The organism is Micromonospora sp. NPDC005553 (genome assembly GCF_042871765.1).
In the GTDB taxonomy this organism is placed as follows: Bacteria; Actinomycetota; Actinomycetes; order Mycobacteriales; family Micromonosporaceae; genus Micromonospora.
On the sequence record NZ_JBIAJD010000002.1, the window covers coordinates 1,015,229 to 1,040,351 of the forward strand.

Annotated in this window: 27 protein-coding genes; 14 read left to right on the top strand and 13 right to left on the bottom strand. The window is 71.4% G+C overall.

The annotated features are described in order from the left end of the window. A partial coding sequence (locus tag ACFYPG_RS12100; RefSeq protein ID WP_387351747.1) for a tetratricopeptide repeat protein occupies window positions 1–273 on the top strand: 273 nt, incomplete at its 5' end. A 34-nt stretch (window positions 274–307) separates the two neighbouring features. On the opposite strand, the gene ACFYPG_RS12105 is transcribed toward ACFYPG_RS12100, so the two are convergent. The 5 genes from ACFYPG_RS12105 to ACFYPG_RS12125 all read right to left on the bottom strand — a co-directional run bounded on the left by ACFYPG_RS12105 (window position 308) and on the right by ACFYPG_RS12125 (window position 4,086). Beyond that, the gene (locus ACFYPG_RS12105) at window positions 308–1,027 is read right to left on the bottom strand and encodes a CDP-alcohol phosphatidyltransferase family protein (RefSeq protein WP_387351748.1); all 720 of its coding nucleotides are present in this window, start codon (window positions 1,025–1,027) and stop codon (window positions 308–310) included. Next, window positions 1,002–2,069, bottom strand: coding sequence for an iron-containing alcohol dehydrogenase family protein (locus ACFYPG_RS12110; RefSeq protein WP_179781433.1), 1,068 nt, complete (start codon window positions 2,067–2,069; stop codon window positions 1,002–1,004). The genes ACFYPG_RS12105 and ACFYPG_RS12110 overlap by 26 nt, the downstream gene beginning before the upstream one ends. Further along, complete coding sequence (locus ACFYPG_RS12115) at window positions 2,057–2,788, bottom strand: phosphocholine cytidylyltransferase family protein (RefSeq protein WP_355004454.1); 732 nt, start codon at window positions 2,786–2,788, stop codon at window positions 2,057–2,059. The genes ACFYPG_RS12110 and ACFYPG_RS12115 overlap by 13 nt, the downstream gene beginning before the upstream one ends. Window positions 2,789–2,866: 78 nt before the next feature. Further along, window positions 2,867–3,637 carry a hypothetical protein gene (locus ACFYPG_RS12120; protein WP_387351750.1) on the bottom strand — a complete coding sequence of 257 codons (771 nt, stop codon included), beginning with the start codon at window positions 3,635–3,637 and terminating at the stop codon, window positions 2,867–2,869. Further along, window positions 3,634–4,086: an NUDIX domain-containing protein gene (locus tag ACFYPG_RS12125; RefSeq protein ID WP_181518408.1), complete on the bottom strand. Its 453-nt coding sequence runs from the start codon at window positions 4,084–4,086 to the stop codon at window positions 3,634–3,636. The genes ACFYPG_RS12120 and ACFYPG_RS12125 overlap by 4 nt, the downstream gene beginning before the upstream one ends. Window positions 4,087–4,195: 109 nt before the next feature. Between ACFYPG_RS12125 and ACFYPG_RS12130 the strand changes: the two genes are divergently transcribed. The 4 genes from ACFYPG_RS12130 to corA all read left to right on the top strand — a co-directional run bounded on the left by ACFYPG_RS12130 (window position 4,196) and on the right by corA (window position 7,808). Then, entirely contained in the window at window positions 4,196–4,588 is a 393-nt protein-coding gene (locus ACFYPG_RS12130; RefSeq protein ID WP_091396882.1) for a cyclic nucleotide-binding/CBS domain-containing protein, read from the top strand. 83 nt (window positions 4,589–4,671) lie between these two features. Then, entirely contained in the window at window positions 4,672–5,130 is a 459-nt protein-coding gene (locus tag ACFYPG_RS12135; protein WP_355004452.1) for an ester cyclase, read from the top strand. A gap of 106 nt (window positions 5,131–5,236) precedes the next feature. Continuing rightward, entirely contained in the window at window positions 5,237–6,331 is a 1,095-nt protein-coding gene (locus tag ACFYPG_RS12140; protein ID WP_355004451.1) for a PLP-dependent aminotransferase family protein, read from the top strand. 322 nt (window positions 6,332–6,653) lie between these two features. Next, complete coding sequence (corA, locus tag ACFYPG_RS12145) at window positions 6,654–7,808, top strand: magnesium/cobalt transporter CorA (protein ID WP_357193692.1); 1,155 nt, start codon at window positions 6,654–6,656, stop codon at window positions 7,806–7,808. An 80-nt stretch (window positions 7,809–7,888) separates the two neighbouring features. Here the strand turns inward: corA and ACFYPG_RS12150 are convergent, their stop codons facing one another. Continuing rightward, window positions 7,889–8,668: a hypothetical protein gene (locus ACFYPG_RS12150; RefSeq protein ID WP_355004449.1), complete on the bottom strand. Its 780-nt coding sequence runs from the start codon at window positions 8,666–8,668 to the stop codon at window positions 7,889–7,891. Between the two features lie 84 nt (window positions 8,669–8,752). Between ACFYPG_RS12150 and ACFYPG_RS12155 the strand changes: the two genes are divergently transcribed. Further along, a complete protein-coding gene (locus ACFYPG_RS12155) occupies window positions 8,753–9,283 on the top strand; it encodes a peptidylprolyl isomerase (RefSeq protein ID WP_272614231.1) in 531 nt (176 codons plus the stop codon). A gap of 94 nt (window positions 9,284–9,377) precedes the next feature. After that, a complete protein-coding gene (locus ACFYPG_RS12160) occupies window positions 9,378–10,289 on the top strand; it encodes a rhomboid family intramembrane serine protease (protein ID WP_357193696.1) in 912 nt (303 codons plus the stop codon). Between the two features lie 16 nt (window positions 10,290–10,305). Here ACFYPG_RS12160 and ACFYPG_RS12165 read toward each other — a convergent pair whose 3' ends face one another. Further along, window positions 10,306–10,734, bottom strand: a complete 429-nt coding sequence (locus ACFYPG_RS12165; protein WP_387351753.1) for a PH domain-containing protein — start codon at window positions 10,732–10,734, stop codon at window positions 10,306–10,308. A 170-nt stretch (window positions 10,735–10,904) separates the two neighbouring features. Here ACFYPG_RS12165 and ACFYPG_RS12170 point away from each other — a divergent pair, with 170 nt between their 5' ends. Beyond that, the gene (locus ACFYPG_RS12170) at window positions 10,905–12,077 is read left to right on the top strand and encodes an acetyl-CoA C-acyltransferase (protein ID WP_355004446.1); all 1,173 of its coding nucleotides are present in this window, start codon (window positions 10,905–10,907) and stop codon (window positions 12,075–12,077) included. A 19-nt stretch (window positions 12,078–12,096) separates the two neighbouring features. On the opposite strand, the gene ACFYPG_RS12175 is transcribed toward ACFYPG_RS12170, so the two are convergent. Both ACFYPG_RS12175 and ACFYPG_RS12180 read right to left on the bottom strand, forming a co-directional pair. Next, window positions 12,097–12,981 carry a maleylpyruvate isomerase N-terminal domain-containing protein gene (locus tag ACFYPG_RS12175; protein WP_387351755.1) on the bottom strand — a complete coding sequence of 295 codons (885 nt, stop codon included), beginning with the start codon at window positions 12,979–12,981 and terminating at the stop codon, window positions 12,097–12,099. A gap of 81 nt (window positions 12,982–13,062) precedes the next feature. Further along, complete coding sequence (locus ACFYPG_RS12180) at window positions 13,063–14,001, bottom strand: hypothetical protein (RefSeq protein WP_387351756.1); 939 nt, start codon at window positions 13,999–14,001, stop codon at window positions 13,063–13,065. Window positions 14,002–14,182: 181 nt separating this feature from the next. Here ACFYPG_RS12180 and ACFYPG_RS12185 point away from each other — a divergent pair, with 181 nt between their 5' ends. From ACFYPG_RS12185 to ACFYPG_RS12205, 5 genes are all read left to right on the top strand, one after another. Further along, window positions 14,183–15,196, top strand: a complete 1,014-nt coding sequence (locus ACFYPG_RS12185; RefSeq protein ID WP_387351757.1) for an aminoglycoside phosphotransferase family protein — start codon at window positions 14,183–14,185, stop codon at window positions 15,194–15,196. Between the two features lie 111 nt (window positions 15,197–15,307). Further along, a complete protein-coding gene (locus ACFYPG_RS12190) occupies window positions 15,308–15,814 on the top strand; it encodes a hypothetical protein (protein WP_355004442.1) in 507 nt (168 codons plus the stop codon). 73 nt (window positions 15,815–15,887) lie between these two features. Beyond that, a complete protein-coding gene (locus ACFYPG_RS12195; protein ID WP_387351758.1) occupies window positions 15,888–16,580 on the top strand; it encodes a response regulator transcription factor in 693 nt (230 codons plus the stop codon). Next, the gene (locus tag ACFYPG_RS12200) at window positions 16,573–18,036 is read left to right on the top strand and encodes a sensor histidine kinase (protein WP_387351759.1); all 1,464 of its coding nucleotides are present in this window, start codon (window positions 16,573–16,575) and stop codon (window positions 18,034–18,036) included. The genes ACFYPG_RS12195 and ACFYPG_RS12200 overlap by 8 nt, the downstream gene beginning before the upstream one ends. A gap of 57 nt (window positions 18,037–18,093) precedes the next feature. After that, window positions 18,094–18,693, top strand: coding sequence for a hypothetical protein (locus tag ACFYPG_RS12205; protein WP_387351760.1), 600 nt, complete (start codon window positions 18,094–18,096; stop codon window positions 18,691–18,693). A gap of 44 nt (window positions 18,694–18,737) precedes the next feature. Here the strand turns inward: ACFYPG_RS12205 and ACFYPG_RS12210 are convergent, their stop codons facing one another. Then, entirely contained in the window at window positions 18,738–20,339 is a 1,602-nt protein-coding gene (locus ACFYPG_RS12210) for a ricin-type beta-trefoil lectin domain protein (RefSeq protein ID WP_387351761.1), read from the bottom strand. 147 nt (window positions 20,340–20,486) lie between these two features. Then, entirely contained in the window at window positions 20,487–22,637 is a 2,151-nt protein-coding gene (locus tag ACFYPG_RS12215) for a glycosyltransferase family 39 protein (RefSeq protein ID WP_387351763.1), read from the bottom strand. A 192-nt stretch (window positions 22,638–22,829) separates the two neighbouring features. On the opposite strand from ACFYPG_RS12215, the gene ACFYPG_RS12220 reads away from it, so the two are divergent. Beyond that, window positions 22,830–23,537: a glycosyltransferase family 2 protein gene (locus ACFYPG_RS12220; RefSeq protein WP_091397575.1), complete on the top strand. Its 708-nt coding sequence runs from the start codon at window positions 22,830–22,832 to the stop codon at window positions 23,535–23,537. Here the strand turns inward: ACFYPG_RS12220 and ACFYPG_RS12225 are convergent. Together ACFYPG_RS12225 and ACFYPG_RS12230 are read right to left on the bottom strand one after the other, a co-directional pair. Continuing rightward, the gene (locus tag ACFYPG_RS12225) at window positions 23,523–24,416 is read right to left on the bottom strand and encodes a transketolase family protein (RefSeq protein ID WP_387351874.1); all 894 of its coding nucleotides are present in this window, start codon (window positions 24,414–24,416) and stop codon (window positions 23,523–23,525) included. The two genes, ACFYPG_RS12220 and ACFYPG_RS12225, sit on opposite strands and share 15 nt — an antisense overlap. A 5-nt stretch (window positions 24,417–24,421) precedes the next feature. Further along, window positions 24,422–25,117, bottom strand: coding sequence for a transketolase (locus ACFYPG_RS12230; RefSeq protein WP_387351765.1), 696 nt, complete (start codon window positions 25,115–25,117; stop codon window positions 24,422–24,424). Window positions 25,118–25,123: the final 6 nt, after the last annotated feature.

Genomic DNA, 25,123 nt, shown 5'->3' on the forward strand with positions numbered 1-25,123 from the left:
GAGCGGCAGCGGGCTCTCGACTACTACCACGAGGCCCTGCCGATCCGGCGGGAAGTCGGTGACCGGGCTGGCGAAGCCACCACCCGATTCAACATCGCGATGGTCCATCGGGCGGGCGGTGACCTGGACCAGGCGATCCGGGAACTCGAACGCGTGGTCGACCTCGACCGGCAGGTCGACCACCCCGACCTCGAAGCCGACACCGCCGTCCTCGAACAACTTCGCCGACAACGCGCGCAGGACGGCGAGACCGAACTGCCTTCGGGATCGTGATGGTGGAGCGCAGGCATTGGTAGGGCGTTCTTCGTTACCAGGAGGCTCGGGCGGAGAAGGCGATGCTTGCCAGCAGGAAGCCGCCGTTGACGATGGTGAAGGCGACCATCACCCAGAGGACCAGCGCGGGGGCCACGGCGAGCACCACTGCGGCTACGAAGATCACCGCGCCGTAGTCGCGGACCAGCTTAACCAGGCGCACCGGCAGCGAGGTCGAGGTGACCATGCTGGCCGCGTTCGGGCCGGCCTGCATCACGGACGTGACCAGGTTGACCATCCAGGTGCCCGCGAAGGTCGCCACGAGCCAGGTCGGCGTGGCCGGCTCCTGCGCCACGGCGGTGGCGGCCAGCGCTGCCACCAGGGCGATCTGCGCGGCCACGTCGCAGAGCACGTCGACGCGCGCGCCGGCCGCGCTGCCCTGGCCGGTCACCCGCGCCAGCTGCCCGTCCGCGCAGTCCAGGGAGTACGCCACCTGCCAGCCGACGAGGGCGAGCACGCCGACCACCCAGGCCGGTACGTCCCCGGCGGCGACCGGGCCGGCGAGCGCCACGACGGTGACCGAGGTGGCCAGTCCGAGCAGCAGGTTGGTGATTGTCAACGCTGTCGGTCGCAGCCCGAGCCGCTGGGCGACGAGCGCGAAGACGGCCCCCAGCCACTGGCTGATCGACTCGCTGAACAGGCCGCCGCCCCGGTTCACCCGGTGGAAGTCGGCGACGGTGGGACGGGGGTCAGCCAAGCTGGTCGCGGATTGCACCGGCGTAGTCTGCCAGCCGCTCCCGGGTCTCGGTAGGCGACAGTGCCAGGTGTTCGAGGATGGTGTACCGGTCGGGCCGGGTACGCGGCGCGAACTGCACCGCCTCGATGAACTGGTCGTCGGTGAGCGCCACCTCGGCGGGGAGCCGGGGCAGGCCGTGCCGGGCGAGGCAGGCTGACATCTCCCCGAAGCGGCGGAGATCTCCGCGCAGCCAGGTGCAGAACAGCGCACCGAGCCCGGCCAGCTCGCCGTGCGAGGCGGTTCCCGGAAAGAGCGAGTCGACCGCGTGCATGATCTCGTGGCAGCCGCCGCTGCACGGGCGGCTGGTGCCGTCGACAGCCATCGCCAGACCGCTGGAGATCAACGCCTCGGCGAGGACGATCACGAAGGCGTCGTCGCTCATGTCGCCGGGGTGGTTGAGCACCGCCTCGGCGCCCGCCCGCGAGAGCGACGCGGCCAGCCCGTCGACCGGTTCACCGCGTACCTGCCGGGACAGCTCCCAGTCGGCCAGCGCGCTGATGTTGCTGATCACGTCGCCGATGCCGGCCCGGTTGTGCCGGTCCGGGCCGCTCTCCACGAAGTCCAGGTCGACGATCACCCCGATCGGGATGTGTACGCCGTAGGAGCCCTTGATCCCGTCGGTGATCAGGCTGGCCACCGGTGAGGCGATCCCGTCGTTGGCGAGGCTGGTCGCCACCGACACCATCGGCAGCCCTCGGCGGGTCGCCGCGTACTTGGCCACGTCGATGGTCTTGCCGCCACCGATGCCGACCACCGCGTCGTAGGACCGGGCGCGGAGTTTGCCGCCCAGGTCGTCGGCGGCGTCCAGTGTCCCGCCGGAGACGGTGAACACGTCCGCCGAGCGCAGCGACGGTCGGATCAGCTCCGCGATCTGGGCACCCTGACCCGGGCCGACCACCACAGCGACGTCGCCCCCGGAGGAGATCCGCCCGTCGGCCAGGATCGCGCCCAGGTCGGCGACCGCCCCGCGTCGCACGTCGATGTGCAGCGGGGTGAGGACGCTCCGAGCTAGTAGCGGCACGCGATCTCCCGCGCGCGGGCCAGGTCGGCGTGGTTGTCGACCTCGACCCACAGGACGTCACCGATCGGTGCCGCCCGCACCTCCCCGCCCCGGTCGGAGAACTCCTGGTAGCCGTCCTCGTAGTAGAGGTTCGGGTCCCGTCGCCAGGTCGCCTCCAGCGCGTCGGCGAGGGCGTCGGCGACCTGCGGTTCGATCAGTGTCGCGCCGATGTACTCCCCGTACGCCTCGCCCGGGTCCATGATCTTGGTGATCCGGGTGAGTTGGCCGGCGGCGTCGAAGGTGGTCTTCATCTCCTCCTCGGCCAGCGGCTTGAGGGTGTCCACGGCCAGCAGGATGCCCGGGCCACGCTCGGCGAGCAGGGTCTTCTCCACGCTCACCGGGTGCACGGTGTCCCCGTTGACCAGCAGCACGCCGCGAGCGAAGTACTCCCGGGCCAGCCAGAGCGAGTAGGCGTTGTTCCACTCCTCGGCCTTGTCGTTGTGCACAAGGGTGAGCGTGACGCCGTACTTCTTCTCCAGCTCCGCCTGGCGGGAGACGACCGCGTCCGCCGCGTAGCCGACGACGATCACGATGTCGGTGAGGCCGACCTCGGCGAGGTTGCCCAGCGCAATGTCCAGGATCGTCGTCTCGCCGTCCACCGGCACCAACGCCTTGGGCAGGGTGTCGGTGTACGGGCGCAGCCGTCGTCCCGCTCCGGCCGCGAGCACCATTCCGATCATCGCGACATCCTCCCTAGTCCTGCTCCGGTCACCGGTGGAGGATAGCGCCGGCCGGGTGCGCCGCTCCGGCCAACCGGGTCAGCCGGGCAAGGCCGCCAGGTCGGCGAGCATGGTCAGGCGCTCCTCCGCGCTGAGCGCGGCGTACGGGGCGGCGGCCCGCCGGTCGGTCTCCAGTTCGATGGCGAGCCGCTCGGGACCGGCCGGCAGGGCGGCGATGCTCGACGCGGTGTGCCCGGCGGCGGTCCAGGCGGCGGCGTGCGCGTCGGCCCGGTGGTGTCGCAGCGTGCTGAGCCGGTTGAGCAGCAGCACGCCCGACGGGGTGCCGTCCGGCTCGTACGGGGGCGCCAGCGCGGTGAAGGCCGAGGAGGCGACGGGGTTCGCCTCCTCGTCGGCCAGCACGAGTGCGTACGACAGCAGTCGGCCGAGCATGGACACCAGCCGGGCCACCCGGTCGTCGTGGCCGGCCCACAACTCCTCGGTGACCTCGGCGTGCACCTGGTACAACTCGGCGAGGAACGCTGCGCCCCGCTCGGTGGCGGACAGGGACCCGTCCGGGCCGCGGTAGATCATCCCGTGGGCCACCTGCTTGTCCACGCTCCGCCGGCAGGCGACCGGGTCCTGGTAGCGGGTGATCGCCGCGAACCCCTGCCCGTCGACGGTGCCACCGGGTGCGGCCAGCCGGGTGCGCAGGTCGACCAGGAAGCCGGTGGCGGTGATGCCACCGTAGCGCTGGGACAACTCGGCGCCACCGCCGTCCCGGCCGGCCAGGATGCCGGCGCGGAAGGTCCGGTCCACGGCCGGTGCGAGCAGCCCGGCGATCCGGTGGGGCGCCAGTTCGACGGCGTTCACAGACCGATCGACCGCAGGACGGCGAAGCCCTCCTCCGCGATCCGCCGGATCAGCCCGTCGTTGACGTCGCGGTGCTCGTCGAGCACCGTCACCTCGTGCTCGGCCAGCCAGCGGTACTCGGTGTGCTTGCCGGCCTCCAGCATCGGGCGGTCGAGGTCACCGTCGACGCGGACCAGGAAGTCGTACTCGGTCCGGGCCAGGCCGTCGTCGCCGACGTAGCTGTACTCGCCCACCTGGCCCAGGACGTGGGAGAGGACCCAGCCGGTCTCCTCGGTGATCTCCCGGCGCAACGCCTCGTCGATGTCCTCACCCGGCTCCACGTGGCCGCCGACGATGTCCCAACAGTTGGGAAACAGGCGTCGGTGTGGTGAGCGGCGCTGAAAGAAGATGCGGCCGTCATGGTCGACGATCAGCGCGCCGGCGCAGCGCAGGGGCTCGGTGGACACCATCCGACAGTAGCCAGCGTCCGCAGCTTGTGCGATGCCGCTCTTGTCCCGGAAACATCCACCGACCACCATGTCCGTACCGAATGCCACCGTCCCAAAGGGGTGATGTGTGATGCAGGTACGGGATGCGATGTCCAGCCAGGTCCTCGTCGTCGGTCCGGAGCACACGCTCCGCCAGGCGGCCCGGATGATGTCGGCCCGCGGTGTCGGGTCGGCGGTCGTGATCGACCCGGATTCCGAAGGCGTGGGGATCATGACCGAACGTGACGTGTTGAAGGCCATCGGCGCCGGTCTGGACTGCGACGTGGAACGCACCGGCGCGCACCTGACGTGGGACGTGGTCTACGCCGGGCCGGAGTGGACGGTGGCCGAGGCCGCCGCCGCGATGGCGCGGGGCGGATTCCGGCACCTGGTGGTGCTGGACGGCCAGGAGGTGGCCGGCGTGATCTCCGTGCGGGACATCATGCGGGTCTGGTCGGAGAGCCAGGCGGTCGCCACCACCTGACCGGGGGTGGTGTGCGGGGCCGGATCGATGGGTAGACATCCCTTGCGGGCGCGGAGATGCCGTGGCCCGCGGGGGAGGTCCCGATGCGCGACGCGGAGCGGCTGGTCGAGCAGCAGTACGCAATGCTCCTGCGTCGGGACGTGGCCCGGCTGCCGGATCTCTACGCCCCGGAGGCGTTCTACGCCATGCCGGGCGTGACGGTCCGTCCGATCGAGCTGCCCGCCCTGCTGCGTACCTGGACCGGCGCCTTCGGAGATCTGCGAGTCGACCCGATGGGCGCGGTCCGCACCGGCGGTGGCGCCGCGGTCGAGCTGCGGCTGACCGGCACCCACACCGGCACCCTGCATTCGCCGTACGGCACCGTCGCGCCGACCGGCCGGCTGGTGAGCTGGGAGGTGGCCGACGTGGTCCGGGCCCGCAAGGGTCGGATCACCGCGTGGCGCTCCTACTTCGACTGGAGTCAGCTCCTCGACGCGCTCGGCGTGCAGCTTGAGGGACTTTCCCGGGGTGCGCAGCACGACGCGCTCGCCCTTCCGGTCTGATCTGCCGCCGACCGGTGGAGTGCCGTCACCCGACCCGGTGGCTCAGGATGCGGACATCGCCGTGCCGACCGCGCGTCCCCCGCCGCCGCCCGTACGCTCAATATCCATGACCGCCGAGCAGTTGATCTCCTTTGCCCGTGGGGCTCCCTCCCTGGACATCGTCGATGTCGAGGGGCTCAAGGCCGCCGCCGTCCGCGCCTTCGACGCCGACCCCGCTGGGGTGACGGCGTACGGCACCTCCGTCGGTTACCTTCCGCTGCGGAAGTGGATCGCCGAGAAGCACGGGGTCGAGGCCGACCAGGTGCTGGTCACCAACGGGTCGCTCCAGGCCGACGCGTTCCTCTTCGACCACCTGGTCCGCCCGGGCGACGCGGTGGTGGTGGAGCGCCCGACGTACGACCGGACGCTGCTCAACCTCCAGCGGATGGGCAGTGAGCTGCACAGCGTCGCCGTTCAACCGGACGGCCTGGACACTGCCGAGCTGCGCAAGCTGCTGGAGTCCGGGGTCCGCCCCCGGCTCGCGCACGTCATCCCGAACTACCAGAACCCGGCCGGCATGACGCTGTCGGAGGAGAAGCGCCGGGAGCTGCTCGACCTGGCCGCCGAGTACGAGTTCACGATCTTCGAGGACGACCCGTACGCGGACGTCCGCTTCCGTGGCGAGGCGCTGCCGTCGATGCTCTCGCTGGACACCCGCAACGTGGTGGTGCACGCGTCGAGCTTCACCAAGACGGTGTGCCCGGGTGTGCGGGTCGGTTACCTGGTCGGCCCGGCCGACCTGATCGCCTCCATCGCGAAGAACGCGACGAGCCTCTACATCTCCCCCGGGATGGTGTCCCAGGCGATCGTGCACCAGTTCTGCGTCTCCGGTGACATCGACCGCTCGATCGAGACGGTTCGGGCGGCGCTCGGCGAGCGGGCCCAGGTGCTCGCCGAGTCGTTGCGCCGGCACCTGCCGCAGGCGCGGTTCGTGGAGCCCGACGGCGGCTACTTCCTCTGGGTGGAGTTCCCGGAGGACGTGCTTGTCGACCGGCTCGCCCCGGCGGCGGCCGAGCGCGGGGTCGCCGTGGTCAAGGGCAGTGACTTCGTGCTGGACGGCGGGCGACACGCTCTCCGACTGGCCTTCTCGGCGGTGACCGCCGACCGGATCGACGAGGGCGTCCGGCGGCTCGCCTCGGCCGTCGAGGCCGTCCGCAGCTGACTCAACTGTCGGGTTCCTGACAGAACGACGATGCCGGCCGTCCCGGGGCTCCCCTCCGGGCGGCCGGCTGGCCCACAATGCTGCGAGCGTCACCCCGCGAGCTGCGGTGTTCACCGCCGGCCTCCGGGCCCGGTCCCGCTGGGTCGACGCGGCAGCACAACCTCCCGCCCCCACAGGTGCCGGGTGGGCCGTGTCGTCCCCGCACACCCCCCGATGCGGCCCGGCCCGCCCGGCGCCGCCCCCACGCGACCGCCGTCACACCGGTCCTCGACCACGATCGGCGTAGCCTGCAAGCCGCTGACTGAGCGCGGGAGGTGACGCGATGACGGATCGGACAGAGCGGGACCGGACGGCACCGTCGACCACCGGTCGGGTGCTGCGACCTCGGGCGTGGCCCTCCCCGGTCCGAGCGATGACCCGGATCCTCAACGCCGACGGCTCGCCGCCCGCGCCGGCCCCCACGGGCACTGGCACCGGCCGCAGCGCCGTGGTCGACTGCGCGCTCTACGTCGACGGCAAGCGGCAGCCCGGCGACTGGACCTACGCGGAGGCGTTGGCCGCTGCCCGCCGCGAGGAGCACGGCTTCGTCTGGATCGGTCTGCACCAGCCGGAGCTGGCCGAGATGACCGCCATCGCGGAGACCTACGGCCTGCACGAGCTGGCGGTCGAGGACGCGGTCAAGGCCGAGCAGCGCCCCAAGCTGGAGCGGTTCGGCGATGTCGTCTTCCTGGTGCTGCGCACCGCCCGCTACTGCGAGCACACAGAGCTGACCGAGAACTCCGAGGTGGTGGAGACCGGGCAGGTGATGCTCTTCATCGGCCCGAACTTCGTGATCAGCGTCCGGCACGGCGACGCCTGCCGGCTCGCCCCGATCCGCGCCGACCTGGAGACCAAGCAGGAGTTGCTGCTGCACGGCCCGTGGGCGGTGGCGTACGGGGTGACCGACCGGGTGGTCGACCTCTATCTGGAGGTGGCCGAGCAGATCGAGGACGACCTGGACGTGCTGGAGGCGGAGGTCTTCGACCGGCAGGGCCACGGGCGGATCCAGCGGATCTACCAGATGAAGCGGGAGCTGGTCGAGTTCAAGCGGGCGGTGGTGCCGTTGCAACGGCCGCTGATGACGCTGACCTCCCAGGTCAACCGGGACGTGCCGAAGGAGATCCGCAAGTACTTCCGGGACGTGCAGGACCACCTGAGCCGCACCGTCGAGCAGGTGAACTCCTACGATGACCTGCTGAACTCGATCCTCCAGGCGCGGCTGGCCCAGGTCACCGTCGACCAGAACAACGACATGCGCAAGATCGCCGCGTGGGCGGCCATCGCCGCGGTCTGGACCTCCATCGCCGGCGTCGAGGGCATGAACTTCGACAACATGCCCGAGCTCAAGATGACGTACGGCTATCCGGTGGCCCTCGCCCTCATGCTCGGCGTCTCACTGGCCCTCTACCGCTGGTTCCGCCGCAACGGCTGGCTCTGAACCGGCGACAGCGCCGCGCACGCGGAAGCGCCGACGAGTGGGTGACCACTCGCCGGCGCTCCGATGCGCTGCTGTTGATCTCAGCGGCGGCCGTTGGTGCGGGCCGTGTCCTTGCCCAACGCCTTGGTGAGGTCGTCGGTCGGCCGACCGGAGACGTCGGTGGCGCCCTCGGCGACCGACGGGACCTTGTCGGTCGGTCGGACAGCGGTCTGCTTGGCCGGGGCGGTGGTGCTGGCGCTGGAGCCGCCGGCCACCGCCGAGCTGCCCGCGCCGGTCATCCCCGCCGCGCCGGACATGGCGGACCCGTCGGAGCCCCGGGCGGCGGACGGCGTACGCACCTCGATCGAGTCGACCTCGTCGCGCATGGGCTCCAGGGTGCTGCGGGTCGGGTCGTACTCGGCCCACTCCTGCTGCTCCCGGCGGCGACGCAGCGCGACCGCGCCGGCCAGGCCGGCGATGGCACCCGCCGCCAACAGGCCGGTCATCATCGAACCGCGACGACGCGGCTGCTTCTTCTTCCCGGTGATCCGCATGGTCTTCGACTTGGCCTTCCTGGTCAGCGGCCCTGCCTGCGCGGCGCCGTCACGAGCAGCCGCCGCCAGCGGTGCCAGCGTGGTGAGAGTCGTCCCCCAGCCGGTCGACGCGCGGTCGCGTACCTTCGCGGCGGTCGGTGCGACGTAACCTCGGGCCACCTGGACCCGCGGGCCGACGGTCGCGCCAGCGCCCTTCGCGGCGTGGTTGGCTGCCAGCATCAGGTGGCTGATGCTCTGGTTCAGCTCGGCCTTCGCCAACTGCCCCTGGGACTTACGCCGCCCGAATCCAAACACGGTCCTACCTCCTGGGAGTTGTTCCTTCGTCATCCTCCACCTTCGGATGCCTCCGCGATGCCAGATCGGGCACATGGGAGGATCCGCATGGAACTGACCAACGAGTGAGGAGTACCCGTGGCCGAGGCTGTCTACGCCACCCTGCACACCAACGCTGGCCCGATCCGGCTGGAGCTCTTCCCCAACCACGCGCCGAAGACCGTCCGCAACTTCGTCGACCTGGCCGAGGGCAACCGTGAGTACACCGACCCGCGCACCGGTCAGCCGGGCAGTGGTCCGTACTACGACGGCACCATCTCGCACCGGGTGATCAGCGGTTTCATGGTCCAGATGGGCGACCCGACCGGCACCGGCCGGGGCGGCCCGGGCTACAAGTTCGCCGACGAGTTCCACCCGGAGCTGCGGTTCGACCGTCCGTACCTGCTGGCGATGGCGAACGCCGGACCGGGCACCAACGGTTCGCAGTTCTTCATCACGGTGTCCCCGACGCCGCACCTCAACAACCGGCACACGATCTTCGGCCAGGTCGCCGACGAGCAGTCGGTGAAGATCGTGGATTCGATCGCGAGCACCCCGACCGGTCCGAGCGACCGTCCGCTCCAGGACGTCGTCATCGAGCGGGTCGAGATCGAGCGGTCCGCTTCCTGAGCGACCGGCGAGGTACCTTTGCTCGCATGATTGAGCGCTCCGGAGCACAGCCGGTGCCGGTGGACCGTGCGGTGGCGGACAGAGGGTCGGCCCGGTGAGCGAGTCTCCACCGACCACCCCGGTCTGCTACCGGCACCCCGGCCGGGAAACCTACGTCCGGTGTTCCCGCTGTGACCGGCCGATCTGCCCGGACTGCATGCGGGATGCCGCGGTCGGGCACCAGTGCCCGGAGTGCGTCAACGAGGGACGTCGCAGTGTCCGGCCGGCGCGTACCGCCTTCGGCGGCGGTACGGCCGGCCGGCACGGCTATGTCACCAAGGCGCTGATCGCCGTGAACGTGCTGTTTTTGCTGGCCTCCATCGCTTCCGCCCGGGGCGGGGACGCGGCGGTCGGCGGTTCCGGCTTCGGCGGCCTGATGGGTGGCAGCACGCCGCTGACCGAGTGGGGTGCGGTGCTCGGCCGGGCCTACCTCTCCGACTACACCCTGGGCGGGATCGCCGAGGGCCAGTGGTACCGGCTGGTCACGGCGATGTTCCTGCACTATGGCGTACTTCACCTGCTGCTCAACATGTGGGCGCTGTGGGTGCTCGGCCGGTCGTTGGAGGCCAACCTCGGGCGGGTGCGGTTCGCCGCGCTCTACCTGATCGCGGGCCTCGGCGGCAACGTGGCCGCCTACCTGTTCAGCAGCCCGCGGGCGGCCACCGTCGGCGCGTCGACGGCCGTGTTCGGTCTCTTCGCCGCGCTGATCATCATCGAGCGCAGGTTGGGCCGGGACATCTCCCGGATCATCCCGATCCTGGTGATCAACCTGGTGTTCACGCTGGCCGTGCCGGGCATCTCGATCCCCGGGCACCTGGGCGGCCTGGTGGTCGGCGCGCTGATGGCGTTGGTGCTCGCGTACGCGCCACGTGGTCGGCGCACGCTGGTGCAGGTCACCGGTGGGGCGCTGATCCTGCTGATCCTGCTCGCGCTGGTGCTCTTCCGGACCGCCGCGCTGCTCACCTGACAGACCGCCGCACTGCTCACCTGACAGGGCGGGCGGCGCGCAGTGCGGCGGCCACCTCTTCCGGGGTGGCCCCCAGGTCGTACCGGCCGAACAGATGCAGCGAGTTGCCCGCGTCGATCTCCAGGGTTTCGCTGGTCAGCCCGAGGCGGGGCCGCCGGTCGACGGCGATCGCCTCGACCGTCGACCAGGGCAGCAGCCGCCGGCCGGCGAAGCCGTGGATGACGGTGAGCCCGGCCGGGTCCACCGCCAACCGGACCGGCGCGACCAGGTCACGTACCGCCCAGCCGGCCAGCGCGGCGGCGGCCAGGACGGCCAGTGCCAGCCGGACCGGGTCGCCGTCGGCGAAGAGCAGACCGAGCGCGATGAGCAGAACCGCACCGGCCAGTTTCGCCGCCGGCAGGCTCGCCGGCACTCGCCACTGCCGGGCCGGGGAGGTCTCAGTCACCCGCCCAGCATGCCAGCGGTAAGCCGCTCCCGCGCGGGTCGATCATGCAGTTGTGGTGCCCCTCATATGGTGCGAAGCGGGAGCTTCTGCCCACCACAAGTCCATGATCGACGCCGGAGGGTCGATGGACGACGTAGGATCGGGGCAGCCCAAGTTACCGGGGAGTAAACATGAGTGACGCGGTCATCGTCGGCGCGGTACGTACCCCGGTCGGACGGCGCAAGGGCAGCCTCGCCGGCGTCCACCCGGTCGACCTCTCGGCGCACGTGCTGCGCGCCCTCGCCGAGCGCACCGGGCTCGACCCGGCCCAGGTCGACGATGTCTTCTGGGGCTGCGTGTCCCAGGTCGGCGAGCAGTCGTGGAACATCGCCCGCAACGGCGTGCTCGCCGCCGGCTGGCCCGAGACGGTCCCCGGCACGACGCTCGACCGGCAGTGCGGCTCCAGCCAGCAGGCCCTGCACTTCGCCGCCGCGACGGTGCTCTCCGGTCAGGCCGACCTGGTGGTCGCCGGCGGCGTCGAGTCGATGACCCGGGTGCCGATGGGCTCCAGTGTGGCCGGCGGCATGCCCTTCAGCGACCAGTTGCGCGCCCGTTACCGGGGCGTCGAGGGCTTCGCCGACGACGCGCCGCTGCCGTTCAACCAGGGGGTCGGGGCCGAGCTGATCGCCCAACGGTGGCGTCTCTCGCGTACCCAACTGGACGAGTTCGCGCTGGCCAGCCACGAGAAGGCGGCAGCCGCGCAGGACGCCGGCGCGTTCGACAGGGAGCTGACCCCGGTGCCGCTCGCCGACGGCGGCAAGTTCGCCGCCGACGAGGGCATCCGCCGAGAGACCTCCCTGGAGAAGCTGGGTGAGCTCGCCACCCCGTTCCGCGCCGACGGCGTCGTGACCGCCGGTTCCGCGTCCCAGATCTCCGACGGCGCCGCGGCCCTCGCGGTGACCACCTCCGACTGGGCCAGCCGACACGGCCTGCGCCCGTTGGCCCGGATCCACACCGCAGTGGTCGCCGCCGACGACCCGGTCACCATGCTCACCGCACCCATCCCGGCCACCGCGAAGGCGCTGCGCCGCGCGGGGCTGGGCATTGAGGAGATCGGGGTGTACGAGGTGAACGAGGCGTTCGCCCCGGTGCCGCTGGCCTGGCTGGCGGAGACCGAGGCGGACCCGGAGCGGCTCAACCCGCGTGGCGGGGCGATCGCCCTCGGCCACCCGCTCGGCGGCTCCGGTGCCCGGATCATGACGACCATGCTCCAGCACATGCGGGACAACGGCATCCGCTACGGCCTTCAGACCATGTGCGAGGGCGGCGGCATGGCCAACGCCACAATCGTCGAGCTGGTCTGAGGACACCGCCACACACCGGTCACTCCCGCCGGGGCGCCGGTGGGGGCGCGAGCCGGCCGTTGGGCATGTGCACGACCCGGAGGAACGCGGGTAGTCGCCACGGCCTCGGCCCACCGATGACGACGTCGCGCCGCAGCACCGCCTGCGCGGTGCTGATCCGGCCGAACATCATCAGGTTGAACCGGGCGGGGCGGAACGTCACGCTCGCGTCGAACGGGGCGTCGGGAGCCGCGATCCACACCCGGCGGTCGCCCAGGGTCAGCGTCGTCGTCGGTACGTACCGTGAGCGGAACTGCACCGACACATCGTGCCGGGGCGTCGGCAGTTCGGTGTTGAGCAGCACCCCGTACGTGTCGCGCAGCATGTCGAACATGAACAGGTCCCAGTAGAGCGCGGCGTGCTCGTCCGGCATCGGCCACGCCCGGCGGAGCGCCCGGGCGATGTCCCAGCCGTGCACCAGCAGCTCGTTGGTCAGATGGGCGAACAGGCCGCCGACCGTCACCCGCGCGTTGCCCAACCAACTCACCGTCGATCGCGGATCAGCCGACGTCGCCAGGAGGCGGTCGACCATGGTGTTCAGCTGCGTCAGCAGCACCTGCGGGTCGCGTTCGGTGAAGTGGGCGAGCACGTGGGAATTGACGTCGGCCACCGTGTCCACGTTCGTGGTGGCGAGCAGGTCCTCCAGCCCCGGCACCCGGATGGGGACCTCGGTGCCCTCCAGTCTCGACACGTACAACATCGCGATCGACACCACGTGTGCCAGCGTGTCGGCCACTGTCCAGTCGGCGGTCGCCATGACGACGGGCGAGGGCGCGGCGGCCACCAGGTCGGTGAACCGGTCGGTTGCCGTTCGCAGTGCCGTGTTGGCCACACTCCACCGGTCCGGGTCTGCCACGCCAGTCATCCGAACAGCATCGGGGACCTGACGTGCCGGAGCATCTTCGAACGTGCCGTCTTCGCCACAGGCGGCAGGTCCGGATCGGCGTCAGTGGTTGTAGAACATGGTGGGGAACCAGCCGAAGCCGAAGATCGAGGGCACCCGGACGTCCCAGTACACGACTGTGAAGACCCCGAGGGCGATGAGCAGGGCGCCGCTGAGCACCATGCTGCGCCGCACGTCGGCGGCGAGCCAGCCGATGAACCGGCCGCGGGTGAGCATGATCAGCAGTGCGAACAGCGCGGTGACCACGACGATGTTGCCGAGGGACTGCAGAACGAACGCGGCCGAACCGTACAGCGGGTTGCCGCTGTCGACCGCCCAGTGGAACAACTTGTTGAACAGCGGGTACGGCCGGCCGATGAGGAAACCGCCGATGAGCGCGCCGAGAGTGATCACCCGCGCGACCGGTCGATCGGCGAACACGTCCCGCACCGTCCCGATCGCGGCCAGGCCGAGGTAGATGAGGGCCAGTCCGATGACACCGAACACCACTGACGACTGGATGATGCGTACCGGCACCCCACCGGCGGTCTCGGTGGACAGCTGGGGGAGCCGGTCGCCCAGGAGGACTCCGACGAACCCGTACGCCGCAGCGACAGCGACCATGCCCAGGGTGAGGTAGCCGACCGGCCGCAACAGCAGCCGGAGCCGGTCGCCGTTGCCACCGCTTGCCGCGCCGAGCGGCCCGATGGACGCGAGCATCGCGATGTTGCACGCGGTGAAGGTGCCAGCGAGGCCCGACACGAACGCGAACACCAGGCCGGCGGCGGTACCGGAGATCGCCGTCGCCTTCGCGTCGTGACCGAGGAGCCCGCTGGCGACACTGTCACCGATGACCGAGTCGACGAACTCGTAGGACCAGAGCACGGCAAGCAGGACTCCGGCCGCCACGCTCACCGCGATGATGAGCCCGTTGCGGTGTGGACGCTCCGCGACGAAGGGTCTCGCGAAGTCTCGGGTGCCTGTGGTCGGCGTTTCCGTCATAGCTCTACTCCCCGGGCCGATTCGCGCGTGACTATGCGCAGCGATGATGTCGCTCAGGGTTGCCCCGGCGCATCTCGCAGAGTGCGCAATCGGCAGAGGTGCGGGCCTTCGGTGGGACGCCGCGACGTGCCGGCCGGAAAAGCGGTCCCCAACGTCGGGCAGACGGCCTAGGGTGCCCAGCGTGACGACGATCGCCGGTGAGCGTGCCCCCGACTGGTCCAGCGAGCAGTGGCAGGTGCGGGCCCGGTCCTGGGTCGACGCGCAGCTCAGCCGGGCCGGCCGACGGGTGACCGGGCCGGTGGAGCCGAGGCTGCGGCCCTGGTCGCTGGTGTGGCGGGTGCCCACCGACGACGGTCCGGTCTGGTTCAAGGCCAACAACCCGGGCACCGTGCACGAGGCCGTCCTGATCGCGGCGCTCGCCGAGTTGACGCCCGACCGGGTGCTCACGCCGATCGCGGTGGACCCGGCGCAGGGCTGGTCGCTGCTGCCCGACGGCGGCGAGTTGTTGCGCGACGTGCTGGCGCGCGACCCCGACCTGGCGCACTGGGAGCGGGCGCTGCCCGGGTACGCCGCGCTGCAACTGGCGAGCGCGTCGCGCGCCGACGAGCTGGTCGCCTCGGGCGTGCCGGATCAGCGTCCGGAGGTGCTGGCCGGTCTCTTCGCCGAGCTGCTCGACGATCACGAGGCGCTGCTGATCGGCGCCGACTGTGGGCTCCGTCCGGAAATGCACGAGCGGTTGCGGGCCGAGCTGCCGGCGTACGCGCAGCGGTGCCGCCGGCTCGCCGACCTCGGCATTCCGGCGACCGTGCAACACGACGACCTGCACGACGGCAACGTCTTCGCCGGCGCGGCCGGGTACCGGTACTTCGACTGGGGCGACGCCTCCGTGGCGCACCCGTTCGGCACGCTGCTGGTGACCCTGCGCACCGTCGGGCACGCCGGGAAGCTTGCCCCCCACGACGCCCAGCTGGTGCGGTTGCGCGACGCGTACCTGGAGGTGTGGACCGACCGGTACGACCGGCGGACCCTCGTGGAGGCCGCCGACCTCGCTGTCGGCCTGGGTCCGGTGAGCCGGTCGCTGTCCTGGCGTCGGGCGCTGGACACCGCCGAGGAGTCCCGCGCCGAGTACGCCGACGCGGTCCCGGGGTGGCTGGAGGAGCTGTTCGCCGCCAGTCCACTTCAGCCGAACTCCTGACCATGATCCGTCCGAGTCGGAAGTCGGACAGGCAGTGCGACAGGCGGCGTGGAACTTCCAAAAATTCCAGGTGACCCACGTCACCCTGCTGGGGACGTCGTTGGGCAGGTCATGGACGTCTTCTCCCGAACGTTCCTCCCGGCCGCCGCTGAGGCTGGCCTGGCCGTGCAGACGGTGAGCCGGCACATGCCGGTCTTCCGGCGCTGCGTCGGCTCCGGTGACGCCACCATCCTGGTCACCCGTTGCAGCCGCCCCGACCGCCCGGTCACCGGCGACTACCTGTTGCTACTCACGCACCGCCGCCTGGTGGTGACCCAGCAGACCCGCGTCCTGCACCGACTACGCCTGCACCTCAACACCGAGTTGCGCGAGCTGAGCAACGTCACCTGGAGCCCGGACCCGCGGCTGCAGTCGGTCGAGATGGCGGCCACCGCGATCGACGGGATCCGTGAGCGGTTCCTGATCCGGACCAGTCACCCGAAGCAGGTCTGGCAGCTCGACGCGTTGCTCAACCAGGCGTTCCGGACCCGCCTGCGGCCGCCCGGCGCGCGGGTCGTCGCCAGCATCGGTGACGCGCCGGCCGCCGCCCGACCCGGGCTGTTCGCTCCGTCCTGGTGAGCTGACCCCGCCTTTACCTAACTCGAACACACACCGATCGCGCCGAGCCTGCGCGGTCGGCAATCATGGTCCGGTGACCGTCGAACCACCGCATCGCGGGCTCGTCCTCGTCGTGGAGGACGAGCCGGCCATCGCCGACCTGGTCCGGCTCTACCTGACCCGGGACGGGTTCGGCGTCCACCTGGAACGTGACGGCGAGGCCGGTCTGAGCGCGGCCCGCCGGATGCGCCCGGTGGCCTGCGTCCTGGACATCGCGCTGCCGGGTCTGCCCGGCACCGAAATCTGCCGCCGGCTGCGCGAGGCCGGCGACTGGACCCCTGTCATCTTCCTCACCGCACGCGACGACGAGGTGGACCGGATCGTCGGCCTGGAGTTGGGTGCCGACGACTACGTCACCAAGCCGTTCAGCCCTCGGGAACTGGTCGCCCGCGTCCGCGCGGTGCTGCGCCGATCCGCCGGCGGCCCGGAGGGCGCGGACCGCCCACGTGTCGTCGGCCGGGTGACCCTCGACCCGGCCCGCCGTACTGTCACCGCCGCCGGTGCCCCGGTGCAGCTCACCTCCACCGAGTTCGACCTGCTGGCCCACCTGATGGCCCGGCCCGGCCGGGTCTTCACCCGGGAGGAGCTGCTGGCCGGAGTCTGGGGCTACGCGGCGCACGCCGGCACCCGGACGGTGGACGTGCACGTCGCCCAGGTGCGGGCGAAGCTCGGCCCGGCGAGCGTGATCCGGACCCATCGCGGCGTCGGGTACGCGGTAGATGCCTGACCACCCCCGGCACGTCGAGTCGCCGACAATGGCACTGCCGGTGGTCGGCGCCCCACCCACCGCACCCCGACGAGGCCGAACCGGCCGTACGCTGACCGCCCGCGCGGTGCTCGTCACCTGCGCGGTGGCACTGGTGTCGGTGCTGGTCACCGCCATCGTCGCGGTGCCGTTGGCGATCCGTGGCGCGGAGCGGAGCGAGCAGGAAGCGCTCGCCGCCCAGGCCCGACTCGCCGCCGAGGTGCTGCGGACCCGCCTCGACCGGGGACGCAGCGCCGACGAGGAACGGCTCATCCAACAACTGCGCGACCAGGGCATCGACGCGTACCTGATCCGCCGTGGGGCGGTCGACCGGGCGGGTCTGCCACAGCGGGTGGTGCAGCGGATCGGGCAGGGCCGCAACGTGTCGGCCCGCCGCTCCGTCAACGGTGAGCGGGCCCTGGTCGAGGGTCGGGCCCTGCCCGGCGGCAACGGGGTGGTGCTCTCCCGTCCGCTGGCCGACGGGCTGTGGGTCCGGGTGCTGCTCAGTCTCTGGTTGCCGCTGCTGGCCGGGTTGACCGCCGGTGTGGTGGCCGGGCTGCTGCTGGCCCGTCGGCTGGCCCGGCCGATCCGGGTCGCGGCCACCGCAGCCGCCCGGCTGCGCGCCGGTGACCGGGCCGTCCGGGTGCCGGTCGAGTCGCCGGACGAGGTCGCCGACCTGGCCGAGGCGTTGAACGGTCTGGCTGCCGCTCTGGCCACCAGCGAGGGCCGACAGCGGGAGTTTCTGCTCTCCGTCTCGCACGAGCTACGCACTCCGCTGACCGCGATCCGGGGGTACGCCGAGGCGCTCGCCGACGGGGTGCTCGGCGCCGACGACACGGTGGACACCGGTCGGACGATGCTGGCCGAGGCCCAGCACCTGGACCGGCTGATCGGCGACCTGTTGGCACTGGCCCGGCTGGAGGCCGCCGACTTTCCCCTGGAACCGGTGCCGGTGGACCTGACCCAACTGGCAGTGGACGCGGCGCCGACCTGGTCCGGTCGGTGCGCGGCGGTGGGCGTGCCGTTCCGGGTGGAGACGCCCGGTCAGCCGGTGCCCGCGTACACCGATCCCGGGAGGATCCGGCAGGTCCTGGACGGGCTGCTGGAGAACGCGCTGCGGGTCGTACCCCCGGGGTCGCCGGTGGTGCTCGCGGTCCGGCCGGCCGGCGCGGACCCGGCGCACGGCGGCGTGTTCGAGGTCCGCGACGGCGGGCCCGGCTTCACCGACGACGACCTGGCGGTGGCCTTCGAACGCGGTGCGCTGCACGAGCGTTACCGGGGGGTGCGCAAGGTGGGCAGCGGGCTGGGGTTGGCGCTGGCCGCCGGGCTGGTCCGCCGGTTGGGCGGGGAGATCGCCGCCGGGCACGCGCCGGAGGGCGGTGCCGCCTTCACCGTCCGGCTGCCCGGTGATCCTTACCTGACTCGAACATCGTCCTGACGCTCCGCTCGTCGTTCCGGGGAAGGCTGAGGGCTCCACTGACCGAGAGGGAGAGTCATGCCACGTTGGGGTATCGCCACCGGCACCACGGCACTGCTCGCGGCGGTCGCGCTCGGCGTCAGCGGCTGCGGCGCGGCCGAGGTGGCCAGCCAGCCCGCCCGGGATGTCGCCGTCGAGGTCGCCGCCGCCATGGGAGTCGAGGGGCAGGCGCTGGCCGCGATGGGCTTCGACGCCGACGACCTGGACGTGCTGACCGTCGCCGCACCGGCCACGCCGACGCCGGGTACGTCCCCCAGCGCCAAGGAGAAGGCCCGGGAGAAGCGCGGTGAGGAGTGGCGCAAGCGCCGCCAGGCCCGCGTGCTGCTGCGTAAGAACACCCTGCACGGTGAGGCGGTGGTGAAGACGAAGGACGGCGGTACGCAGACCGTCGCCGTGCAGCGCGGCGAGGTGACAGCGATCGACGGCGACTCGGTGACCGTCAAGTCCACCGACGGCTTCACAATGACCTGGACCTTCGGCGACGACCTGCGGGTGGTCGAGCGGCGGGCCACGGTGCAGCCGAGCGAGGTGAAGGTCGGCGCGACGCTCGGCGTCGCCGGCGCGAAGGACGGCGACAAGGGCGTGGCCCGGCTCATCCTCATCCCCCGAGCCAAGTGAGCGAAAGGGGGCCCTGGCCGACGCCAGGGCCCCCTTTCCCGGTGTCAGTAGACGCGGGAGCCGATGAAGTCGTCGTGACCGTAGCCGACCGGGTTGGCGGCGGTACGGGTCTCGAACGACCACTGCTGCCGGCTGCTGCTGGAGCAGTTCGCCAACCGCAGGCGAGAGCTACCCAGCAACGGGTTGTCGAACGCCACGCAGAGGTTGCTCGCGACGGCCGGCCTGATCTGGTTGCCGGAGAAGACGAACTGCTGCGCGCCGGTGCCGTTGCAGTCGTAGATGTTGACCGCGGTGCCGGCTGTCATCGAGCTGTTGGCGACGTCCAGGCAACGGTCGTGGGACAGCTCCGAGTGCAACGACCGCCTGGCCGAGTCGTACCAGAAGCCCTGGTTGCGCCCACCGTGGCAGGAGTACGGCTGCTGCGCCGTGCCGTTGCGGGAGTCGTACCCCTTGCCGTCGACACAGGTGCCGGTGGCCAGGTTGCGCAGTTGCTTGAACTCCAGCAGGCCCGGGTAGAGCACGCCGCCGCCGGTGCTGGCCGGGTCGACGCAGCTCGCCCGCGTCTGCCCGGAGTTCCAGAACTGGGTGATGCACTGGGCGAACATGCCGTGCCCGCGGGCGTTGGGGTGGAACGACTGTCGGGCGGCGTTCTCGTTCCAGATGCCGACCTCGATGAAGAGGCCGCGCACCGAGGTGTTGTCGGTGCACACCTCGTGCCCGTGGAAGAGCCGGCTGGCGTCCAGGTAGCGGGTTCCGGTGTTCGCCGCGGCCGAGCGCAGCGCCGACTCGAACATCGGCACCGCCTTGTTCCGGGCGAACGCCGCGTCGGCCAGGTAGAGCAGACAACCGCCGGAGTACCAGCCGGGGAAGTTGGGGTTGTCCTCCACGTCGGGGCTGCCGGGGCTCGGGTACGACATCAGCACCAGTTCGTAGTCCGACCGCAGGTAACCGGCGTTGGTCATGGTCTGCCGGATGTCGGTCAGGGCCGACTCCACCGCCTGCCGGCTGCCGTCGGTGCGGATCGTCCACTGGTCGGTGTAGGTGGGGTAGCAGGCGCCCTGGAAGAAGACCCGGCGGACGGCGCAGTCGGTGGCGACCGGACCGAACTGGATGGTGCCGTCACCGTTCGCGCCGACCACCACCCAGATCAGCTTCACGTGTGTGTTGCGTGCCTTGATGCCCAGGTGGTCACCCTGGTTGAGCTCGTTGTGCTGGGTGGGGCCGCCGGCGATGAGGTTCCACGGGGTGGCACCGGAGCAGGCGATGTTGTAGCGCACGTCCGACGGGATGCCGGTGCGGAACACCGCCTGGTCGTACGAGCGGTCGCACCAGTTGCCGTCCTGGTGGGTGCCGGGGACGTAGTTGCCGACGCCCTCACCGGAGATCTCGCTGTCGCCCATGGTGATCAGCGCGGTACGCCGTTGTTCGATCGGACGGATCGCCGGGCTGCCGTAGAGGGCGGTCGCCTCGGCGGCCCGGATGGCTTCGAGGTTGGCGGGGAGTGGTTGGACGGTTGGTCGGTCGGCTGCGGTGGCGGGGGTGGCCGGTCCGGCGAGCATCGGTAGGACGAGAGCGGCGACGGCGACGGCGACGGTGATGGCCCGTCGTCGGGTCGCGCGTTCGGGCCTGGCGGGGATTGCAGGCATCGACGCACTCCTTTCGGCTCAATCGCGGGACGTCGATTGAGTTACCAGACGGTAACGTGCGAATCAACAGATGTGAATGCGCTTCAGATCCTTGCGCGCGGAATGCAGAACCGCCCGGATCGGACTATCCGACCCCCCACGGCGGCTTTAGCGGCCCGGCGGCAGGGCGTAGCCGACGTAGCTGCGGAACTCCAGCCGCCAGCCGGCCGGGACGAGTTTGGCGCAGGCCGCCTTGTTGCCGGTGCAGACGATCGCGTCGACCGAGGCGGGATCGGCCGGCGGTCGTTCCGGCAACACCGACTGCAACGCCACCAGGTCCGGTGAGCCGCCGTCGGGCTGCCGCAGCAGCAGCCACCACGGGTATTCCCAGTTGTCGTTCTGCTGCACCAGCCCGATCCGTCGCGCACCACTGTCCTGGACCGCTGTCGCCGCCCAGCGGAACTCGTCGGCCCACTGGGGGCGGCGCAGGAACCGGGTGTCCCAGTCCGAGGTGGTGAACACCGAGCCGGAACCGACCAGCCGGCGCGGGAAGCCGTACGACAGGGCGAGCACTCCGGCCAGCGCCGAGGTGGCCAGCACGGTGACGGCCGCCACGGTGGCAACAGTTCGACGCCCACCCGCGCGGTTGCGCAGGAGAGCGTCCAGCCAGAGGCCGGCGAGGGGCGTGGCGAGCACGACGGCGTAGAGCAGCAGCCGGTTGCCCCACGGCTGCCACTTGATCATCGCGGTGTGCAGCAGCACGGCGGTCAGCACCACCACGGCGTACGCCCGCAGCGACCCCGCCCGCTCGGAAGTGATCCGCCGTGGTCGGGCGAGCGCGATCACCGCACCGATCACCGCCAACGCCCCGGCCAGCGGGAACGCCACCCGGTCCTCGTCCGGATACCAGGCCGGCTCCGGGAACAGCTCCCGCCCGAAGGTGATCGCGCGGTCCTGCGGGTCGACCCCGATCGCCTCGGCGCCGCTGATGATCACCTCGGCTCCGGCCCGACGCAGCGGTGCAAGCGGCGTGTCGAATGCGGTGTGCCCGATCCGCAGCGCGTTGACCACTATCGACGCCGGGTCGTGCCGTTCCATGGGGATGGACTCGCGCAGCCGGGGCGGCCCCAGCGGGTGCCCGAACTCGGCGGTCACCCGGGCCAGGAAGGGGCCGACCACCACGGCAGCGACCACCAGGATCAGCACCGAACCGCCGACAGTGCGGGCCAACCCGCCGATCGGCCAGGCCCGCCGACCCCCGGCGGGCGCTGTCGGGCCTGCCAGCGCCGATCGATCGGCCCGGGCCAGCCTCAACTGGGCCAGGCCCCAGAGCACCAGCAGCGGGCCGACCGCGATCAGGCCGCTGGTCTTGGTCACCGCGGTCAACCCGGTGGCCGCCCCCAGCCCGAGCAGCGTGCCCCAGCCGGTCCGTCGACTCAGCCCGTCCAGCGTCAGGGTCGCCGCGCAGGCCACCCACGCCGCGCAGATCAGGTCGGTCTGCGTGCTGGTCGCCTGGAGCACGACCATCGGCGTGGTCGCCAGCACGAACGTGGTGAGCAACTGGGCCCGCCGGCCGCCGCCGAGCTGCGCGGTGATCCGTGCGGCCACCAGGAGGCAGACCACTCCGGCCGCCCACTGCACCAGGTTGTGCAGGTGGTCCCCGCCGGTGAGCAGGCGCAGGTGCAGCAGCAGGTACTCGGCTCCGGGCGGAATGGTCACCTGCCGGTGGATGGCGGTGGGCCAGAAGTCCAGGTCGCCCTGGGCCACCCAGTGCTCCACCTTCGGCAGGTGGTACGTCTGCGAGTCGAAGTTGTTCGGCTCGGCCAGCAGCGCGACCAGCAGCTCCACCAGGACCAGCCCGCCGACCGTGCCGGCGAGGAGCCGCTCACCCGGCCGGGCCGTACGCCACGCCTCGACCGCTGCACCACGAAGGTCAGCGAACCCCCGAGCAGCCCGGATCGGCGCGGGGCCGGGCTCACCGCGCTCGGCGGCCGGGACGGACACGTCGGGTCCGCCACGGGACACCACGGCGCCGACCGGGACCGGCTGCGGTGCGGTGCTGACTGCCGGCGCAGCGCTGACCGGCACCGGTGCGGCGGCGCTCGGCTGCCCGGGGCGGGTCGCCCGTCGCCAGCGCAGACCGACCGCCGCCGCGGCTGCGACCAGCAGAAGCAGCCAGGCGACTGTGAACGCGCCTCGGGTCAGCGCGTGCGACGCGCCGAGCACCTCGACGACGAGCACCGCGTACGCCCCGCTGAGCAGGACGGCGCGCACCACGGCGAGCCGCAGCGGTGCCACTGCGCCAGCCTCTCGTGGCATCGCCGCGACGATGAGCAAAAGCACCGCGGCGGCAGGAACCACCGCGAGCAGGGAGCCGGCAGCCGACATGGCGGAAGTAAACACCATTGATCTGAGGCCGCCGCGTCGACTGCCCAGCGGTAGCGGTACGCGGTAAACAAACCAACCAGGTTAGGCTATGGCCGACGTGTTGCCGCCACCGTGGAGATCCCCGTGAAGCTCTCGATCCTCATGCCGGTCTACAACGAGGAAGAACGCATCGCGGATGCCCTCAAGCAGGCATTGGCGGTTGACTATCCGTGTGAGATCGAGTTGGTCGTCGTCGACGACGGCAGCCGCGACGGCACCGGCGAGGTCCTCGGTCGCGCCGACGACGCGCGCCTTCGGGTCATCACCCACCAACGCAACGCCGGCAAGGGTGCCGCCATCAAGACGGCGGTCGACAGCGCGGAGGGTGACTACATGGTCATCCTCGACGCCGACCTGGAGTACGACCCGCAGGACATCCCCAAGCTGCTCGACCCGGTGCTCGACGGCCGGGCCACTGTGGTCTACGGCAATCGCACCTTCGGCAGCCACAGCGCCTACAGCTTCTGGTACGTGATGGGCAACAAGGGCGTCACGATGGCGGCCAACGTGCTGTTCAACTCGTACATCGGCGACCTGGAGACCTGCTTCAAGCTGATGCCGGTGGCTCTCTACCGGTCGCTCGGGGTGCGCTCGCGCGGCTTCGGCATGGAGGCCGAGGTGACCGGCAAGCTGCTGCGTCGCCGGATCCGGCCGTACGAGGTGCCGATCAGCTACCGGGCACGCGGCCGGGAAGAGGGCAAGAAGATCACCTGGAAGGACGGCGTCGAGGCGATCTGGATCCTCGGGCGCGAGCGCGCTCGCCGCCGCCCCGCCGTCTCAGCCGCCAACTGACCCCAGGAACGCGCTGATCGACCGCCGCAGGCCGTCGGCGTCCAGCCCGTGCCACCGGGCGTGGTCGGCCGGATCGCCGTACCGTCGCAGGTCGGTCTGACCCACCCCGAGGGCGAGCAGCCGGTGCGGCACGTCCGCCAGGGCCCGGCTGACGAGAGAGCTCGACGTTCCCGCCAGGTACGGCTCGACCAACACCACGTCGGTGTTGGCGAGCGCCCGCAGCCCGGGCGTGTCGAGCGGCCGGGGTGTGTGGGTGTACGCCACTGTCACGTCCATTCCCTCCGTCGCCGCCAGGGTGGGGTCGAGCATTGGTCCGACCGCCACCACGAGGGGCGCATTCGTCGGGCCCCGCCGGAGCACCCGTAGCCGGGTGGCGTCCGGGTACGCCTCGGCGTTGCGCTGCTCGCAGAGCCGCAGGTAGATCGGATCGTCGGTGGTCGCGGCGTTGCGCAGCAGCGGCCCCACCTCGTCCGGGTGGCCGGGCACCCGGACGGTCCAGCCGTCACCGAGGGAGTCGAAGAGCGCCACGTCTCCGGGCGACTGATGGGTGCGACCCTCAGCCGACCCGTCGTACGACGCGCCGATGCTGACCAGGACGGCGCCCACGCCCTGGTGGTCCAGATCCAACTTGATCTGCTCGTACGCCCGGTCCACCAGGAACGTCGCGTACGAGTGCGCGATCGGACGCAGCCCGGTCAGGGCCAGCCCGCCGGCCACCCCGATCATCAGTTGCTCCCGGATCCCGACATTGAGCACCCGGTCCGGGTGGCGGTGGCCGGCTGGGGCGAACTGGCTCGCCGAGATGTCGGCCAGCACCAGCGCGGTACGCGGGTCCTCGTCGAGGAGCGCTGTGGCGGTGTCGATGGAGGCGGTACGCATGTCGGTCATCCCTTGCTCCCGATGCGGGCGACCACCAGGTGCGGGTGTCGTGGTCGGTGCCCGGTCAGTGCCGAATACAGGGCTTCGTGGTTCCGGCCGTCGACGGTGTCGGCTGTCCAACCGTTGACGGTGAACCGGCCGGCGATGCCACCGGCCCACCCGTGGCTGGCCGACGCGTTGTCGACAACGACAGCGGTGAGGCTGTCGAGGCCGGTCGCTCCGGCGTACGCGATCGCCTCGTGGTTGGATCCCTCGTCCAGTTCGGCGTCGCCGAGCAGCACGTACACCCGGGGGTTGAGCAGCCCCTGGGCGCGCAGGCCGAGCGCGGTGCCGACGGCCAGCCCGAGGCCGTGCCCGAGGGAGCCGGAGCCGATTTCGACCCCGGGCACCAGGAGTCGGTCCGGGTGGTGGCCGAGCCGGCTCTCCGGTCCGGCCAGGTCGTCGAGCCAGGCGTCCGGGATGAAGCTGTGCGCGGCGAGCACCGCGTAGTAGGCGGCCGGTCCGTGGCCCTTGGAGAGCAGGAATCGGTCCCGCTCCGGGTCGTCGGCGGTGTCGGGGGTGACCTGCAGCACCCGGTCGTAGAGCACCTGGAGCACGTCGACGGTGGAGTGCGCGCTCGGCGCGTGTTTCTCGTCGCCGGTCAGTCGTCGGATCAGCCCGGGCAGTCGGGCGCTGCTGTCGGTGGTCAGTGTGGTGGCCATGCCACT